Genomic DNA, 17,121 nt, shown 5'->3' with positions numbered 1-17,121 from the left:
ATCTCCTCAGGCGGCGTTCTTGAGTTTCGGGTCCAGCGCATCGCGCAGGCCGTCGCCCATCAAGTTGATTGCCAGCACGCTGAGCAAAATGGTCAGACCCGGCAGGCTCACGACCCACCAGGCGCGTTCGATGTAGTCACGGGCCGAAGCCAGCATGGTGCCCCACTCAGGGGTTGGCGGTTGTACGCCAAGGCCCAGGAAGCCCAGGGCCGCGGCGTCGAGGATCGCCGAAGAGAAACTCAGGGTGGCCTGCACGATCAGCGGCGCCATGCAGTTGGGCAGCACCGTGATGAACATCAGGCGCGGCAAACCGGCGCCGGCAAGGCGGGCGGCGGTCACGTAGTCACGATTCAGTTCGCCCATCACCGCGGCGCGGGTCAGGCGCACGTAAGATGGCAACGACACGATGGCGATGGCGATCACGGTGTTGATCAGGCCAGGGCCGAGGATCGCGACAATAGCCACAGCCAGCAGCAGCGAGGGCAGGGCCAGCATGATGTCCATCAGGCGCATGATGGTCGGGCCGAGCAGGCGCGGGAAAAACCCGGCGAACAGGCCCAGCAGGATGCCGGGGATCAGCGACATCACCACCGACGACAAACCGATCAGCAGCGACAGGCGCGAACCCTGGATCAGGCGCGAGAGCAAGTCACGGCCCAGTTCGTCGGTACCCAACAGGAACTGGATCTGCCCGCCCTCCAGCCAGGCCGGTGGGGTCAGCAGGAAGTCGCGGTACTGCTCGCTCGGGTTATGCGGTGCAACCCACGGCGCGAAGATCGCGCAGAACACGATCAGCAACATGAACAACAGCCCGGCAACCGCGCCTTTGTTCTTGGAGAAGGCTTGCCAGAATTCTTTGTACGGGGACGGGTACAGCAGGCTTTGATCGACTGCTGACACTTGAGTAGGTGTGGTCATGGTCATGATCTCAGCGCTGGTGACGGATGCGTGGGTTGGCGAAGCCGTAGAGGATATCCACCACGAAATTCACCAGAATCACCAGGCAGGCGATCAGCAGGATGCCGTTCTGCACCACCGGGTAGTCTCGCGCGCCAATGGCTTCGATCAGCCATTTGCCGATGCCGGGCCAGGAGAAGATGGTTTCGGTCAATACCGCGCCGGCCAGCAGCGTGCCGACTTGCAGGCCGACCACGGTGAGTACCGGGATCAGCGCGTTACGCAGGCCGTGCACGAACACCACCCGCGCCGGCGACAGGCCCTTGGCCTTGGCGGTGCGGATGTAGTCTTCGCGCAGCACTTCGAGCATCGACGAGCGGGTCATGCGCGCGATCACCGCCAGCGGGATGGTGCCGAGCACGATGGCCGGCAGGATCAGGTGGTGCAGTGCGTCCCAGAAGGCGTCCGGCTCGTCAGCCAGCAGGGTGTCGATCAGCATGAAGCCGGTGCGCGGCTCGATGTCGTAGAGCAGGTCGATGCGCCCGGACACCGGGGTCCAGCCCAGGCTGACCGAGAAGAACATGATCAGGATCAGGCCCCACCAGAAGATCGGCATCGAATAGCCCGCGAGGGAGATGCCCATCACCCCGTGGTCGAACAGGGATCCTCGCTTCAAGGCCGCGATCACCCCGGCCAGCAGGCCCAGGATACCGGCGAACAACAGGGCGGCCATGGACAGTTCCAGGGTCGCCGGGAAGAGGGCGGTGAATTCGGTCCACACGCTGGTACGGGTACGCAGCGATTCGCCAAGGTCGCCCTGGGCGAGCTTGCCGACATAATCCAGGTATTGCGCATACAACGGCTTGTTAAGGCCAAGGCGCTCCATTGCCTGTGCGTGCATCTCGGGGTCGACGCGGCGTTCGCCCATCATGACTTCTACGGGGTCGCCAGGAATCATGCGTATCAACGCAAACGTCAGCAACGTGATGCCGAAGAACGTGGGGATCAATAACCCCAGTCGGCGGGCAATAAAACTAAACATCTTGTGGTGTACCTCAATCAGCCGGTTAGGCAGGTCCGGCGCCGTCAATAGCGACGGCACCGAGCGTTTTTCTTATTTACTTCACCTGGGTGGTGGCGAAGTTATTTGTACCCAGAGGGCTTTGGGTGAAGCCTTCTACGTTCTTGCGCATGGCGGTGAACAGTTTCGGGTAAGCCATGGGAAGCCATGGTTGGTCCTTGTCGAAAACGTCCTGTGCTTGTTCATAGAGTGCAGCGCGCTGGCCGGGTTCAGCGACGGCGCGGGCCTTGTCGATCAAGTCTTGAAACTCTTTGTTACACCAGCGTGCGTAGTTTTCGCCGTTTTTCGCTGCATCGCAACTCAGGTTTGGCGTGAGGAAGTTATCCGGGTCGCCGTTATCACCTACCCAGCCGGCCGAAACCATGTCGTGCTCGCCGTTTTTAGCACGCTTGAGCATCTCGCCCCATTCCATGACTTTGATATTCACCTTCAGGCCAATCTGCGCCAGATCCGCCTGCATGCGCTGGGCGCCGAGCATCGGGTTCGGGTTGGTCGGGCCGCCGCCGTTACGGGTGAACAGGGTGAACTCGGTGCCTTCCGGTACGCCGGCTTCCTTGAGCAGGGCACGGGCCTTGTCCAGGTCGCGGGGCGGGTTTTTCAGTTTGTCATTGAAACCCAGCAGGGTCGGCGGATAAGGGCCGGTACCCACCACTGCATTGCCTTTGCCGAACAGGGCTTCGGTATAACCGGCCTTGTCGAACGCGATGTTGATCGCGTGGCGTACCCGCGCATCGCTCATGTATTTGTGGGTGGTGTTCAACGCGGTGTAACTGGTGGTCATCGCCGCCAGTTCATCGACTTTCAGGTTCGGGTCTTTCTTGATGCTTGGAATGTCATCCGGCTTGGGAAACAACGCGATCTGGCATTCGTTGGCCTTGAGCTTCTGCAGGCGCACGTTGTTATCGGTGCTGATCGCCAGGATCAGCGGATCGACTGCCGGCTTGCCGCGGAAGTAGTCAGGGTTGGCCTTGAACCGCGCCTGGGCGTCTTTTTGATAACGGATGAAGATGAACGGGCCAGTGCCGATGGGCTTGGCGTTGAGGTCATCGGTCTTGCCGGACTTGAGCAACTGGTCGGCGTATTCCTTCGAATGAATTGAAGAAAATGCCATGCCCAGGTCGGCCAGGAACGGTGCTTCAGGACGGGTCAGGGTGAAAACGACGGTGTGATCGTCCGTCTTTTCTACGCTCTTGAGCAGTTCCTTGAAGCCCATGCTTTCGAAGTACGGGTAGCCCACGAGGGACTTTTTATGCCACGGGTGATTGGGGTCCAGCTGGCGCTGGAAACTCCAAAGCACGTCGTCGGCGTTCAGGTTGCGCGTGGGTTTGAAGTAGTCGGTGGTGTGGAACTTGATGTCGTCACGCAGGTGAAAGGTGTAGGTCAGGCCATCGGCGCTGATCTCGGGCAGGGCCTTGGCCAGCGCGGGAACGACTTCGGTGGTGCCGGGCTTGAAGTCCACCAGACGGTTGAACATGGTTTCAGCGGCGGCGTCAGCGGTCACGGCCGTGGTGTACAGGACCGGGTCAAAACCTTCCGGGCTGGCTTCGGTGCAGACCACCAGTGGTTTGGCCGAAACGCCGATCGCCACGCTCAACAGCGCGGCAGCCATGGCGGCTTGTAGCGGGAGCATTTTCATTCGGAACCCTCTGCAATCGATGGGACCAGTAAAAACGTAGACGGCGGGCTCGTCCTGAGCCCGCCGTTTACCTGGCGCTAATTAAAGAATGTTGAACGGGATGGTGGTGACCAGACGGAACTCTTTGATGTTGCCGTCAGCCTGTTGAGCGCTGGCGCGGTGAGTCACGTAGGTGCCACGGATGGTCGTGGCCTTGAGTGGGCCGCTCTGAATTGCGTAGGACGTGCCAACGCCGTATTCCTGGTGTTTCTCGCCATCCATCAGACGCAGGTCACTGCGCGATGCGCCGGCTTCGCCGTAAGCGGTACCGTTGTAGTGAGTACCGTCGATGCCCCAGCCGCGAGCCGAGTAGACGTTGAACTTCAGGCCTGGCACACCGTATTCGGCCATGTTGATGCCGTAGGCGATCTGGAAGGACTTCTCGTTCGGGCTGTTGAAGTCAGAGGTCAGGGAGTTGGCCAGGTAGATGCCGTTGGTTTCGTGCAGGTAGTCGAAGTACTCGTCACCGTTCACTTCCTGGTACGAGAAGGTCAGGCTATGAGCCTGGTGGGTCAGTCCCAGGGACAACGAGTAAGTATCGTTGTCGATGTTGCCCATCTTCTTGCTGCCGGTGTCGGTAGTTTTGTAGTAGTTCAGGCCGGTAGTCAGTGCCAGGGTCTGTGCATCACCCAATTCGTGGGTAGCACCGAAGTAGTACTGGTTCCAGAAGTCTTCGACGTTAGCGGCGAACACGCTGGTTTTCAGACTCTTGAACGGCTGATAGTTGAAGCCCAGGGTTTTGACCTTGTCGGTTTCCTGGCCATTGCCGTACTCGGAACGGAATTTCGACAGGCTTTGTTCGGTACGCGGCGAAACGCGATCGAAGATGCCGCCCTGGAACGACAGGTTGCTGAACTCTTCGCTGTTGAAGCTCACACCTTCGAAGCTCGAAGGCAGGGCACGGTTACCGATGGTGTCGACGATACCGGAGCTGAAGTTCTGGCGACCGGCGGTCAAGGTGGTGTTGGAAACACGGAACTTGACGTTGGCCAGGCCCAGTTTGCTCCACTGGCCTACTGCGTCACCGCCGGAGTCAGCCAGGGTACGGTTGGAACCACCGGCAATGTCCTTGCGGTCGCGGTCAAGGGCGATGAAGTTGTAAGCAGCGACTTCAGTGCTGACGCCAACGGTGCCTTGGGTGAAGCCCGAGGTGTAGTTGAGGATGGTGCCCTGAGCCCAGTTGATACGACGGGAGATCGGGGTTTTCACGCCGTCTTTGGTGTAGCTGAAGCGGTCGTTGCGGAACTTCATTTCGTTCGCATACCAGTTACGGGTCGTGCCGCCCAGGCTTTGACCCTCGATAAAACCCTTGGACTCGCTTTGCGCGCTGGTGCCGGCCAGTGTGGTCGGAACGAAGTCCTGGCTGGCGGGTTCAGCGTAGGCGGTGGCCGTGATGCTGCTGATGGCCAGGGCCAGAAGCGCTTTGCTGCTCAGTTTCATGTGTGAAGCTCCTTTGGTTCTCTTTTTAATGCCGGTCTTTTTTGGTGATCCGACTATTGGGTGTGTAACTCTTTTCAAGCTATGCAAACGTTTGCCGTAGGAAAAATACCAATAAATGGCTGCACGTTTGCCGGAGAGCCAATCTCGCTCTCCTGCAATCCGGTTATTTTCTTATGGGGTAATGCTGACGCCCGAGAACACGTTGCGGCCGAAGGGGCTCACTTTGAAGCCTTCGACTTTGGCGCTTAACGGCTGGTTGACCGTCGAGTGAGCGACTGGCGTGATCGGCACCTGCTGCTTGAGCAGTTGCTGCGCCTGTTTATACAGAACAGTCCGTTGTTCGCGGTCGGTGACGACCTTGGCTTGCTTGATCAGCTTGTCGTACGCCGGGTCACACCACATCGAGTAGTTGTTCCCGCCGATGGCGTCGCAGCTGTAGAGGGTGCCCAGCCAGTTGTCCGGGTCGCCATTGTCGCCGGTCCAGCCGATCAGGCTGATATCGTGCTCACCGTTCTTGGTGCGCTTGATGTATTCGCCCCATTCGTAGCTGACGATCTTGACCTTGAGGCCGATCTTGGCCCAGTCGCTTTGCAGCATCTCGGCCATCAGCTTGGCGTTGGGGTTGTACGGGCGTTGTACCGGCATCGCCCACAGGGTGATTTCGGTGCCTTCCTTTACGCCGGCGGCCTTGAGCAATTCCTTGGCTTTCTCCGGGTTATAGGCCGCGTCCTTGATGCTGTCGTCATAGGACCACTGCGTCGGCGGCATGGCGTTGACCGCCAGTTGCCCCGCGCCCTGGTACACGGCATTGAGGATGCTCTGCTTGTTCACCGCCATGTCCAGCGCCTGGCGCACTTCGAGCTGGTCGAACGGCTTGTGGCGCACGTTGTAGGCGATATAGCCGAGGTTGAAGCCCGGCTTGGTCAGCAGTTGCAGTTTAGGGTCGGCCTTGAGCGCATCGACGTCAGCCGGGCGCGGATGCAGGGTCACCTGGCATTCGCCGGCCTTGAGTTTTTGCACGCGTACCGAGGCGTCGGTGTTGATCGCGAAGATCAACTGGTCGAGCTTGACCCGGCTCGGGTCCCAGTACTGTTTGTTGCCCACGTAACGGATCTGCGAATCTTTCTGATAGCGCTGGAACACGAACGGGCCAGTGCCGATCGGCTTCTGGTTGATGTCGCTCGGCTTGCCCGCCTTGAGCAACTGCTCGGCGTATTCGGCCGACAGGATCGCGGCAAAGCTCATGGCAATGTTCTGCACGAACGCGGCGTCGACCGTGTTGAGGGTCATGACCACGGTGAGCGGGTCGGTTTTCTCGACCTTGGCGATGTTCTTGTTCAGGCTCATCCCGTTGAAGTATGGAAACTCGGTGGGGTAGGCCTTGCGAAACGGATGGTCGGGGTCAAGCATGCGGTTGAAGGTGAACAGCACATCGTCGGCATTGAAATCCCGCGTTGGCTTGAATTCCTTGTTGCTGTGGAATTTCACCCCTTCGCGCAGGTGAAAGGTGTAGGTCAGGCCGTTGTCGGAAATATCCCATTTGGTTGCCAGCCCCGGCACCACATTGGTTGCACCTTTTTCAAACTCGACCAGGCGGTTGTACAGCGGCTCGGCCGCATCGTTATCGGTGGCGGTGGTGTATTGCGCCGTATCAAAACCGGCCGGGCTGCCTTCGGAGCAGAACACCAGGCTCTGCTTGTCGGCGGCTTGGCCCATCGTGGCCACAGCCAGCAGGCTGGTGCCGAAAATTGCGGATAGAACGGTGGTATGGCGCATGACGATCCCGATCCTTGTTTGTAGTTGTCATCAGCGAGCAACCGCCCTGGCAATCGGCCAGGGCGACATCGCTGATCCCACACGCAGCAAGTACCTTTCCGTAGTAGGTGCATCTGCTGTCCTACGACGTTAGGCGTCGCGGACCTGGCAGTAAATGCACTAAATCGGATTGACCTTGTAGGCAACGGAGACACGGATCGCAGTTCGTTGCTGTAGGACGCAACTATTACGAGCGTGGTCTGTTTCCTACGGGCCAGGCAGATGCAATAACGGCGACGTTATGAAACGTCGCCGCCAGGGCTTCTTACTTGCCGCTTACGCTCACGCCGTAAAAGGAATTCAAGCCAAACGGGCTGATCTTGAAGTCCTGCACGGTGGACCGCATGGGTTGATACACCGTCGAGTGCGCGATAGGTGTCATCGGAACCGCATCTTTGAGGATATGTTGCGCCTGCTTATACAGCTCGGTGCGTTTGGCGACATCCGATGTGGCCTTGGCTTCTTTCACGATGCCGTCGAATTTCTTGTCGCACCATTTGGAGAAGTTGTTACCGGACAGCGAGTCGCAGCCGAACAGCACGTTCAGCCAGTTGTCCGGATCACCATTGTCGCCGCTCCAGCCAATGATCATGGCCTGGTTCTCGCCACCTTTGGAGCGCTTGATGTACTCGCCCCACTCGTAGCTGGTGATTTTTACGTTGAGACCGATTTTCTTCCAGTCGTTCTGCAGCATTTCAGCCATCAGCTTGGCGTTCGGGTTGTACGGACGCTGAACCGGCATGGCCCACAGAACGATTTCGGTACCTTCCTTGATGCCGGCTTCCTTGAGCAGCGACTTGGCTTTCTCAGGGTCGTACTTGGCATCCTTGATGGTGGTGTCATACGACCATTGGGTCGGCGGCATGGCGTTGACGGCCAGCTGGCCGGCGCCCTGGTATACGGAGTCGATGATCTGCTGCTTGTTCACCGACATGTCCAGCGCTTGGCGTACGCGCAGGTCGGCCAGCGGGTTTGCCTGGTCGCTGCCCTTGACCTTGTCCATGACGTTGTAGGCGATGTAGCCCAGGTTGAAACCGGCCTGGTGCGGCAGTTTCAGGTCTTTGTCTTCGCCCAGCGCCTTGAGGTCGGCCGGACGCGGGAACAGGGTGATCTGGCATTCATTTTTCTTGAGCTTCTGGATACGCACCGACGGGTCGGTGGTGATGGCGAAGATCAGGTTGTCGATCTTCACGTCCTCAGGTTTCCAGTAGTCCTTGTTGCCGGTGTAGCGAATATTGGAATCTTTCTGGTAGCTCTTGAACACGAACGGACCAGTGCCGATCGGCTTCTGGTTGATGTCGGCAGGCTTGCCATCTTTGAGCAGTTGGGCGGCATATTCAGCGGACTGGATCGACGCGAAGCTCATCGCCAGGTTCTGGATGAAAGCGGCGTCCACGGTGCCAAGGGTGAACTTGACCGTGTTGGCGTCGACTTTCTCGATGTTCTTGATGTTGGTGTCCATCCCCATGTCCGTGAAGTACGGGAACTCGGTGGGGTAGGCTTTGCGGAACGGATCGTCCTTGTTGATCATGCGGTTGAACGTGAACAGCACGTCATCGGCATTGAAGGTACGGGTCGGCTTGAAGTACGGCGTGGTGTGGAACTTGACGCCATCACGCAGGTGGAAGGTGTAGGTCAAGCCATCCGGGGACACGTCCCAGCTGGTGGCCAACCCAGGAATCACGGCGGTGCCGCCGCGCTCGAACTGGGTCAGGCGGTTGAACATGGTTTCGGCCGAGGCATCGAAGTCTGTTCCGGTGGTGTACTGGCCTGGATCAAAACCGGCCGGGCTCCCTTCGGAGCAGAACACCAGGTTAGTCGCCGCATGGGCGAAAGGGGCTGCGGCCATAAGGCCAGCGCTAACTAAAAGCGGAAGGACTGCGTGTTTAAGCATGTTGGCCTCATGATTTGTTGTCATTTTTGGTGGTGAGGGCGACCTCGTGAGTCGGCCTGCGGATACTTATGCAGGCGCCATACCCATTGCAAGATGTTGAACCGTTGCCGGGGGCAAACAGTGGTACGAACGTACAGGAATGTCGCAATTATGAAAGTTTTGACATATTTGCGCATATTTCGAGGGTTTTTTCGGTGCACGCTTCGCACCAAAAAGCCCCAGCCGAGGCGTCTAGTGCACTCGGTTGGGGCGCGGCTGTTACTTATCTAGACTCACGCCGTAGAACGGCGTCAGCCCAAACGGACTGATCTTGAAGTCCTTGACTTCCTTGCGCAGCGGCTGGAAAACCGTCGAGTTCGCAATAGGCGTTATAGGTACTTGTTCTTTAAGGATTTGCTGCGCCTGTTGATACCACTTGATGCGCTGCTCGCGGTCGTTGCTGACCTTGGCTTGCTGTACGAGCTTGTCGTAGGCCGGGTTACACCATTTAGCGTAATTGCTGCCCTTGACTGCGGCACAACTGTAGAGCACGCCCAGCCAGTTATCCGGGTCGCCGTTGTCGCCGGTCCAGCCGTAAATCATCGCATCGTGCTCGCCGTTTTTGGCGCGCTTGATGTATTCGCCCCACTCATAGCTGACGATGTTGGCCTTGATGCCCACCTTTTCCCAATCCTGCTGGATCATTTGCGCGGACATGCGCGCGTTGGGGTTGGACGCGCGTTGTACGGTCATCGCCCATAGGTTGATGGTGGTGCCGGGTGCAACCCCTGCTTCTTTTAGTAGCGCCCGAGCCTTGGTCGGGTCGTGCGGCGCGTCCTTGATGGTCGGGTCATAAGACCACTGCGCAGGCGGCAGGGCGTTCTGCGCCAATTGCCCGGCGCCCTGGTACACGGCCTTGATGATCGCCGGCTTGTCGATCGCCATGTCCAGCGCCTGGCGCACCTTGAGTTGGTCCAGCGGCGGGTGGGTCACGTTGTAGGCCAGAAAGCCCAGGTTGAAACCGGCTTGTTGCAGCACGCGCAGATTGGGGTCCTGCTTCATCACCTCGATATCGGCGGGGCGCGGATAGCCGCTGACTTGGCATTCGCCGGCCTTGAGCTTCTGCAGGCGCGACGCGGCATCCGGGGTAATGGCGAACACCAGGTTGTCGAGCTTCACATCCTCGGGTTTCCAGTAGCTTTTATTGGCCACGTAGCGGATCTGCGAATCTTTCTGGTAGCGCTTGAACGCAAAGGGCCCGGTGCCCACCGGTTTATGGTTGATATCTTCGGCCTTGCCTTGCTTGAGCAGTTGGGCGGCGTATTCAGCCGATTGTACCGAGGCGAAGCTCATGGCCAGGTTTTGCACGAATGACGCATCGACGTTATTGAGGTTGAAGCGCACGGTGTGACCGTCGAGTTTGTCGACGCTCTTGATCGTGGTGTTCAAGCCCATGTCGGTGAAATATGGCGACTCCGACGGATAAGCCTGGCGAAACGGGTTGTCCGCATCGAGCAGGCGATTGAAGGTAAACAGCACGTCATCGGCGTTGAAGTCGCGGGTAGGCGTGAAGAAATCGGTGGTATGAAACTTGACACCCTCGCGTAGGTTAAACGTATACGCCAGGCCGTCCTCGGACACTTCCCAGCGCTTCGCCAGGCCCGGTTCGACTTCGGTACCACCGCGCTTGAACTGGGTCAGGCGGTTGAATACGGTTTCGGCGGACGCATCAAAATCGGTGCCGCTGGTGTACTGGCTGGGGTCGAAACCTGCGGGGCTGGCTTCGGAGCAGTAGACCAGGGTGGTGGCTGCGTGCGTCATGGGCATGAAGGCCATGAGGCCTGCAGCGAGGAGGAGCGGTTTCAACGCGATTCTTTCCATGGAGACCCCTGAAGTGGCAGGCATATGCAGTTGCGCAAACGAAAACGACGGTAACCGAGGTTACCGTCGTTCAAGGGTCTCAGGTAAGAGGCGATTGATCATGGCGTGTAGATACAGACGTGTTGTGCATCGCCTGGGTGTCTACAGCTCTTGGGTGAATAAGCTCCTCATGATGGGCGCAAGGCTATTGCCAGCGTAGTCCTGACTCTTGAACTCACTGATCGTGTATTCCGGCACCGCCGGGTTGTTGCCAAGTGCTCGGAGCCTGAAGGGGCTTGTGCCCCTGTTCAGGACGCGCTCCATCCCACGCTCGAAGGCCTGCGGATTATCGAATGTCGCCAGGCCGAAGTTGGGATCAAAGTAAAACCATTTTGGGGTTTCGCCTTCCATGTTTACACCGGCCAGAACGGCATGGTCCGTCGAAGTGATTCGCAGGGCCTTTGAGTCGGCGGCGTTGGCCAAGTCTGCAATGATTTCGCTATACGCTACCTGCCTGAAGGGGGCCGCATGGACGTCTTCCAGCTCCGTCCCCATCGCCGTCTGAAGCGTGCTCAGTTTCTTTATGAAGTTGGCGCTGGCGGCATCATTGGGGCTGGCCGCCGCTTTGAATAAATTGGCCAGGAAGGTCCTTTCCTGTCCTGACTCAAGCGCCATCCCAATGGTATTGCTCATTGCAGCGCATTCGCCCTGAGAAGCAAGGTTAGCCTGGCTCAGGTAAAACTCTTGAGGCATGGGCGTCACACTGCCGCCAGCGCTTTGTATATCGCGTTGAAACGCGGGATAGGCTTCTTGAATCAATTTTATTTTCAGGCGTTCGATGGCTCGCGACAAGGTGCCGACTTGTTCGGCCGACCGCCAAGGTTCAGAGGCCATTTTCATGAGATCGGGGAGGGTCATGGAGGCGCTGTACCCGGGCACGTCATTTAAATTACCTGAGTTATAGCCATTATCAAAGTTTGCCCGGTTGTTCGGCGTGCGTGAGGCGTTGTACTTTGTTTGAAAATCCTCGAACTCCTTTTTCGTGAGGCCGGGTTGCGCCTCCCCTTTGTTCAACCAGCCGTAAACCCGATCGGTAAAGCCATTGAAGGATTTTTGGCTCCTGGGGCTGACCGGTAACTTTTGCTCCGGCGATGCATAAGGATCTTCAGCTTCCCCGGCGAAACCACCGACTGAAAACAGTGTATTGAGGACGCCATCGAAAGCCTTGGACGCTCCGTCCTTACGTTCTGCCTCGGTGTCGCCGGACGAGGCTTTTTCCGCGCCCAAGGCTACTTCGGCCAGGCCGGTGACTACCGCGATGGCCGCTGCCGGCGCTGCGATGGGCGCCAGCTTCGCCAATAAACCTGCGGCTACAGTAATGTCGTTGAGCCAAGTGTCCCGAATCACCTCGCTGTTGGACTTGATCACAACGTCGGCGTCGCTTTTCATGCGCTCTTTGGCAGACGTTGCCAGTGTGGAAAATACGTCCTCTTCGATTGCCGAGTGATTGTTATTGACCGCCGGGTCTTTCAATGTGCCGTTGGCCATCTTTTCAAAGTGGGTATCCAGGCCCTCTGTCTTATCTGCCACGTGTGTGAACCACAGAACGGGCATCAGTACTTCTGCCGCGCGGGCAGCAAAGCCGGCCTCATGGTCCTGGCGATAGATCAACGGAAAATGCGCAGCCAACGCTTCGCGCTTTTTGGAGTCCTTGGTTTGCTCAACAATCCATTGGTTCAGTTTTTCCAGAGAATCGAACGTCAGAAAGGCCGGCTCGGCGCCTGGTATGTAGAGTACCTGGCGGCCATCGTCGGGGGCGCTGAATCGCAGAATGTCGCTGGAAGTGAAGCCGTGGATGTTAAGAGCATGTACCTGGACATGGTCTTTTGCCGGTGCCTTGGCCTTGAGTTGTTCGACGGTCAGTGGCGTCTTTTCATCAATTGACAGGTTGGAGGCTGCGCCCATCACCAGGCGGTAGTCTTCGCGGCTGAATTTATGCTCGGGGGCTTGCAACGTGCGCTCGGCGGGTGGCCTGGCTTCATTGTCCTTGAGTTGCTTGCGGGCCTGGTGGACGAACTCGCCTTTGATAACGGTCTCATAGTCGCTGGTCTGGGTATTCCAGAAATGGTCGATTTTCTGAGTCATTTGCGCCTGGAAGTCAGTTTTCCAGCTCGCGTGCATGAGCGCGGACGGCGCGAGGGGGAATTGATTGTGGGACCCATATCCACTTGTAGCGCCTTGGCCGGGACCGTTCATGTACAGGCCGGCTTCCTGATCCAGATTGCCGGGAACACCATCATGCTCGTTGAAGTTCTTCAGCAAGGCGTCCGGCAAGCGCTGCGAGGAGGCCAGGTCGTCATCACTGTGTTCCCAGCCAGTCACGGTGGCGGTGTCAGATGAGAGTGGTGTGTTGGCGCCTTTGAAACGGTTCAAGTAGATCGTGTCCGCGTCGACCTGTTTACCGGTCAATTGGAAAATAATCTGTTCTGCCCATTTTTTCGCTTCCGCCCGTGTATTGGGCAGGTGGGTGCCGACGTTGACGGCCAGGCGCTTATATTCCAATGCCTGCGGGGCACTGCGGTAGTAGATGGCGGCTTGTTGTTTTTGTATGTCCAACGCTTGCGGCGAGCGGCTGCCGGCAGGGCGCGTGCGGTCGTCTACGGCAATAGGGTCAAAGGCATCCTTGCCTTGCAGCTGCCTGATTTGCGCGTTGGCCTGGGAGGGATTGGCAGGTAGCGGTATGCCCTGGAAATTCGCCACCACCTTTGCACTGACCTCATTGAAACCATCGCCTAATCGTACGCGTAAAACGCCCTTGTCCTCTGGCCAGATGACTTTCGCTGCGGCTAAGATTGGTCCTGAAACCTGCCCCCAGCCTGATGCATCAGAGGGTGAAAAGGTTTTAACCGTGCCTCCCGCATCGGCAGACAGGGTGCCTTTGAACGGATCGATAGAAAGCAGGCTAGTGGGGTCGATTTTCTGCTCGCGCAACCAATGTTGAACAACCGGATGCTCCAATTGCGCGCGGTACAGTTCAAGCCACTGGCCCAGGGTGCTCTCGGGCGGGACCTTTACCAGCCCCGCATTGCCGTGAAGCGCTTTGCTCTGCACGGCCTTGAGGTAGGCATCGAGCAGCGCTTTCTCGTGAGGGGATGCGGATGCCGCCGCTCCCGTTTCTGTTTGCGTTACCTGTATAGGAGTTGATTTGGTTTCCCTCTTCGACCGGGTCGATACATCGCTGATGTGCTGTGACGGGAAAGAAGTCGCGTAGTGGGGAGTGATAGACATATTTGGGGCCTCGTAAAATAAACAAACGCAGTACTCCCTGTCGCTGCGGCATGGTTTATGTAACGCGGGCCGGGTTGTGGGTTCCGACGAATACGCTGCGATATATGACGTGGCCGACACTCGGAAAAAATAAATCCGTCCTCTTTTTAAGGCGATTCTTTACGTGGAGGCCCCTGAAGTGGCAGCCGCACAAGACTGCTTAAACAAAAAAAGCGGTAACCGAGGTTACCGCCCTTCACAGGTGCTTGGTTGAGGCTGCGCTTATCAGTCCAGCTTTGGCGTGATTTCTATGCGCGTCGGTGCGGAGGGTTCGATGACATAACCGCCGCTGCCGAGTTCGTTGCTGGCGCTTATGGTGAGTGTCTTGGAAGACTTGGCCTGTATGTCCGTAATGGTTTCAAGCTCGCGGCCGTCTAACTTGCTAAGAATCATGTCGGCTTTTCCGGTGACGGTAGTTACTTTATTAGCGGGGTCAAAGTAGACGAAAAAGTGCGGGTCACGCCCGCTTGCGAAGACCGTCCCCTTCAGTCGGGGTGTTTGGAACTCGTCCGGACCCGAACCTAATATCCATTGATTCGACACTTGAGACATTCGGGCCCTTAGTTCAGGGTCGGGTATGAATTTCTCAATAGCTTCAATACTCCTTTTTTTAATCGCAATAATTTCTTCGGGTGATGCAAAACGGCCTTTTTGAAGTTCGAATGCTCTTACGTCAGCGCCGGTATCAATTTCCAGTATGCTTCCGTCAGGTTTTTGCAGTGTCAATTTTGTGCGATTCAAGTCAGCAATAAATTGATCGCTGTACGGGTTCTTGCCAAAACTCAAATCGTTGGCTTCTGGTGGCGGTGTTGCTTTGGCCGGGTCTTCTGCGCTCGTCCAGGAAATCTGCGGTACGACCTCTCCGTCTTCGGTTACAGCAACGCCATAGGTGTATGGGTAGTTGGCATCGAGATTCAAATACTCGTCCAGTTTTTCGGCGCCTTTCATTTTCGCGCCGTTCAACTCAAGGAAGTGATCTGCAATTTGTGGCGGGAGCTTGGGGTCGATACTTGGCGTTGGTGAAGACGGACGTTTCCATGGCCATATACCGCCATCTCCTTTGATCGCAGCCCACTGCCCGTTACCCACAGCATGAACCGTCTGTACCGGCTTGCGCGTAGCCGGATCGATAATCTGCACATAGTCATTGCTCAGCTTGAAATCACTCTTGATCTCGTAAAGCCTGGAAACGCCCGTGGCGTCCTTGTACTGGATATACCAGTGATCAACCTCGGCAGCGTCTTTGTACTGATAAATCCCTTTGGTGTTGACCGTCGCTCGTTCAAGAATCCGAGCACTATCAGGCGCGGCGTGGGCACTGATATTGGCGGCCTGGGACGGCTGGAGACGGTTGGCGATGGCTTCGCCGGGTATTTCACTTTTGGCCGGCACCGACTCCTTCAGCGATTTGCCGGCAGCCGTTTCGCCTGCCGTCACCCCCTTGATCGCCCTGGATGCACCACTCGCTACGGCCGGCAGCGCGTTCAGCACGCCAAACACAATATGGTCGGCTCCGCCCGGCTTGCCATGTTTGAGGTCATCGGCGCCGATCCCGGCCTCGGCTGCGCCTGCGGCGGCGTAAAACACCTCCAGGGCCACCGCCACTTCCGGCATCACCAGGGTGAGCGGCGTCAGCATCAGGGCAATCTTGGTGGTCGTTTCCAGGACCTCAAGAATGGTCGCCTTGGTGACATCACCGTCGGTGGTTATTTCGGTCTCTGCATCGGCGTACGAACGCTCTTTCTGGCGTTGGGCAATCACCTTGAACGGGTCTTCGAACAGCGGTTCGGTGGTGATGAAGGTTTGTGGGTCGTATTCATTCAAGCGCTCAGTGATGCTTGCATCAGAGGCGTCTTTTTTTGACCAGCCACTGATGCCGACCAATGCTTGATTGACACCTTCGGAAAAGAACCGGTTGGCCTGATCGCGCATTTTGAAGTGCATCGACAAGGCTTCACGCTTGACCGGGTCGGCGGCTTGCTCGGCCAGCCAGCTTTTCATCTGCGCCGGGCTGTCGAAGCTGTGAATCGGCGAAGAGTTGCCGGGGATGTACAGCAGCGTGGGGTTGCCCGGCTTGCCGTCAGCCCCGATTTTTGGTGTTTTGTCGGTGATGTACAGCAGGTCGGTGGCTTGGAAACCGTTGATCTTGAGCAGCCCGATTTCCACATTTGGGTCCTTGGCAGGCGGGGCTTTCAGCTCGTCGAGGGTCAGGGTCGACCAGGTGGTGTTTTCCGGTACGCCGGCCGCGCGCATGATCAGGTTGGTGGCGTGCTCGCTCAGGCTGTCATTATTGAACTGGGCCAGGGCGGCACCGATAAACGAGGCCTTGGCGGTTTGCGCATATTTTTGCTCATGGGCAGGCCAGAACTTGTTCAAGAACTCTGTGTAGGGCTGCTTCAGTTCGGTGTTCCACACGATGTCACGGAACGCGGCAGGCGTGTGACGCAGCAGCGTTCGCTCGTTGTAAAACTGATGGCGATCGGGATCGGCGCCGATAAAGATGCCCTCGTAGGTTTTTTGCTCATGCACCTTGGTGTCGATGGCGTCGATCACTGCCGGTAGCGGAGCCAGCGGGGCGAGTCGTTGCAGCCAGGTGTGCAGGGTCGAGCGCTGTTTTTCATCCGGTGTCTGGTGCTCATCATTCTTATTGGCGCGCTGGGCGTTATGCAGGGCTGCCTGGGTCAGGGACATCTGGTTGAGTACCTTGCCGCCTCGGGGCTTGGGCTTCTTGGGGTCGTAGTTCAGCGTGGTAATGAAGGTGTTGTCGGGGTCTATGTCTTTGCCCCAGCGTTTCTTCAGCTCGGCCCGGATGATGTCGGCGGTACTTTGGCTGGGCGTCTTGAAGTCGGCGGTGGCAGTGGTGACGAACTTGTCCACTTGCTTGTTGTAGGGGAGGCCAGGAATCAGGGTCTCATGGTGATTGCGCCGGTTTGGGGTTTTTTGACGGGGAGTGGGGTGAGTCGGAGCGGTAACGTCTGGCGTATTCGCGGTCTTGGGTTGATCGTGCGTTGGCATACGAACGGGGACAGGTGCGGTTGTTATCATCACGCAGGGCTCTCTGGAAGTTGGACGCACTGGGCGTCTTTCAGGGGTCGCTATGTGCGTGGGCTATGGACCCGTCAGCGTTCCGCCGTCCTGGGGGCGAATAAGTTG

The 17,121-nt window shown here is 57.7% G+C and carries 9 protein-coding genes; all 9 read right to left on the bottom strand.

What is annotated here, in order from left to right:
* Positions 1-6: 6 nt before the first annotated feature.
* The 9 genes from ACLH0H_RS04905 to ACLH0H_RS04865 all read right to left on the bottom strand — a co-directional run bounded on the left by ACLH0H_RS04905 (position 7) and on the right by ACLH0H_RS04865 (position 16,845).
* On the bottom strand, positions 7-918 hold the full coding sequence (locus ACLH0H_RS04905; protein ID WP_099494034.1) for an ABC transporter permease subunit: 912 nt from the start codon (positions 916-918) through the stop codon (positions 7-9).
* Positions 919-928: 10 nt separating this feature from the next.
* Positions 929-1,939, bottom strand: a complete 1,011-nt coding sequence (locus ACLH0H_RS04900) for an ABC transporter permease subunit (RefSeq protein WP_003171721.1) — start codon at positions 1,937-1,939, stop codon at positions 929-931.
* Positions 1,940-2,015: 76 nt separating this feature from the next.
* Complete coding sequence (locus ACLH0H_RS04895; RefSeq protein WP_169374499.1) at positions 2,016-3,614, bottom strand: ABC transporter substrate-binding protein; 1,599 nt, start codon at positions 3,612-3,614, stop codon at positions 2,016-2,018.
* 81 nt (positions 3,615-3,695) lie between these two features.
* Positions 3,696-5,093 carry an OprD family outer membrane porin gene (locus ACLH0H_RS04890; RefSeq protein ID WP_411381193.1) on the bottom strand — a complete coding sequence of 466 codons (1,398 nt, stop codon included), beginning with the start codon at positions 5,091-5,093 and terminating at the stop codon, positions 3,696-3,698.
* Positions 5,094-5,264: 171 nt separating this feature from the next.
* Positions 5,265-6,809, bottom strand: a complete 1,545-nt coding sequence (locus ACLH0H_RS04885; RefSeq protein WP_411382367.1) for an ABC transporter substrate-binding protein — start codon at positions 6,807-6,809, stop codon at positions 5,265-5,267.
* A gap of 364 nt (positions 6,810-7,173) precedes the next feature.
* Positions 7,174-8,802 carry an ABC transporter substrate-binding protein gene (locus tag ACLH0H_RS04880; RefSeq protein WP_411381192.1) on the bottom strand — a complete coding sequence of 543 codons (1,629 nt, stop codon included), beginning with the start codon at positions 8,800-8,802 and terminating at the stop codon, positions 7,174-7,176.
* Between the two features lie 258 nt (positions 8,803-9,060).
* Positions 9,061-10,662 carry an ABC transporter substrate-binding protein gene (locus tag ACLH0H_RS04875; RefSeq protein WP_411381191.1) on the bottom strand — a complete coding sequence of 534 codons (1,602 nt, stop codon included), beginning with the start codon at positions 10,660-10,662 and terminating at the stop codon, positions 9,061-9,063.
* 141 nt (positions 10,663-10,803) lie between these two features.
* Positions 10,804-13,929 carry a dermonecrotic toxin domain-containing protein gene (locus ACLH0H_RS04870; RefSeq protein WP_411381190.1) on the bottom strand — a complete coding sequence of 1,042 codons (3,126 nt, stop codon included), beginning with the start codon at positions 13,927-13,929 and terminating at the stop codon, positions 10,804-10,806.
* Between the two features lie 264 nt (positions 13,930-14,193).
* Positions 14,194-16,845 carry a dermonecrotic toxin domain-containing protein gene (locus ACLH0H_RS04865; RefSeq protein ID WP_411381189.1) on the bottom strand — a complete coding sequence of 884 codons (2,652 nt, stop codon included), beginning with the start codon at positions 16,843-16,845 and terminating at the stop codon, positions 14,194-14,196.
* Between the last annotated feature and the right edge of the window lie 276 nt (positions 16,846-17,121).

Origin of the sequence: Pseudomonas sp. MPB26, assembly GCF_046605355.1 — a bacterium.
GTDB lineage: Bacteria > Pseudomonadota > Gammaproteobacteria > Pseudomonadales > Pseudomonadaceae > Aquipseudomonas > Aquipseudomonas cedrina.
Note: the sequence above shows the minus strand (reverse complement) of the source record. Positions and strands in the feature narration are given on the sequence as shown.

Bases quoted from the DNA above. Each gene is read 5' to 3' on its own strand.
- ACLH0H_RS04905 (WP_099494034.1), bottom strand. From the start codon at position 918: ATGACCACACCTACTCAAGTGTCAGCAGTCGATCAAAGCCTGCTGTAC.
- ACLH0H_RS04900 (WP_003171721.1), bottom strand. From the start codon at position 1,939: ATGTTTAGTTTTATTGCCCGCCGACTGGGGTTATTGATCCCCACGTTC.
- ACLH0H_RS04895 (WP_169374499.1), bottom strand. From the start codon at position 3,614: ATGAAAATGCTCCCGCTACAAGCCGCCATGGCTGCCGCGCTGTTGAGC.
- ACLH0H_RS04890 (WP_411381193.1), bottom strand. From the start codon at position 5,093: ATGAAACTGAGCAGCAAAGCGCTTCTGGCCCTGGCCATCAGCAGCATC.
- ACLH0H_RS04885 (WP_411382367.1), bottom strand. From the start codon at position 6,809: ATGGGCCAAGCCGCCGACAAGCAGAGCCTGGTGTTCTGCTCCGAAGGC.
- ACLH0H_RS04880 (WP_411381192.1), bottom strand. From the start codon at position 8,802: ATGCTTAAACACGCAGTCCTTCCGCTTTTAGTTAGCGCTGGCCTTATG.
- ACLH0H_RS04875 (WP_411381191.1), bottom strand. From the start codon at position 10,662: ATGGAAAGAATCGCGTTGAAACCGCTCCTCCTCGCTGCAGGCCTCATG.
- ACLH0H_RS04870 (WP_411381190.1), bottom strand. From the start codon at position 13,929: ATGTCTATCACTCCCCACTACGCGACTTCTTTCCCGTCACAGCACATC.